The following is a 726-nucleotide window of genomic DNA, read 5'->3' on the forward strand; positions in this document are numbered from 1 at the left end:
CGTTCACATCACCTGTCACGTTGTGTTTGAATGCCGGAATACCGAATTCTTCCATTTCGGCGGCACGGGCGGCAAGTTGCGGATCAACGCCTTCGTCAATGCCCTTGGAGAACTCGCGGGCAAAGGCATCGCTCAACTCATCTGCGTCATAGCCTAGCTGCCTCAGCGCATCCCGGCCAGCGGGTGTAATCCCGCCTTCGGGTGTGTAGTATCGCCGATCCGACAATAGACGGGCTACGGGCTTTCCTACCTTTTGCGCAGCCCAACCCACGACTTTCGTAAGCGGCACGGCAACTGCGCCACCAGCGGCACCGCCGATTAAACCGCCGGGAATGTTTGACAAACGCCCTCTCGCTGTTTCGCCCTCTGCCGCTGCATATGCGCCACCGGTCAAAGCCCCGGTTCTGGCACCCTGCTTGACGGCCTCTCCGGTCGATGAAGCATATGCGCCGCCCGTTGCTCCCGCTACCGCAGCCTGTCCTGCCATCGGTGCGCGGGTTGCATTGCTGAGAATTGTAGCGGGGATGGCCAAGCCCCCAGCCGCCTCTGACGTTATGGACGTGACGGGGTATTCCCGGCGGTTTGCGTCAATCTTGGCCCGTTCGTTCTCAAGCGCGAAGTTGGCCGCATCCTTGCCCCGAACCAGCGACCCCAAAGCAACGGCCTCGTCGGAAAGCCCAAGGGTTGCCCCATGTGGAGCCATACGGGCAACGGCACCAATCCTGT

General features: G+C 61.2%; 1 protein-coding gene. It reads right to left on the reverse strand.

Translation table 11 applies throughout. The features are described 5' to 3' along the window. Positions 1-726, reverse strand: a 726-nt coding sequence (locus tag ACR0NJ_RS21270) for a hypothetical protein (protein ID WP_480819085.1), incomplete at both ends; no start/stop codon positions are given.

This window comes from Ruegeria sp. F11 (genome assembly GCF_056533855.1).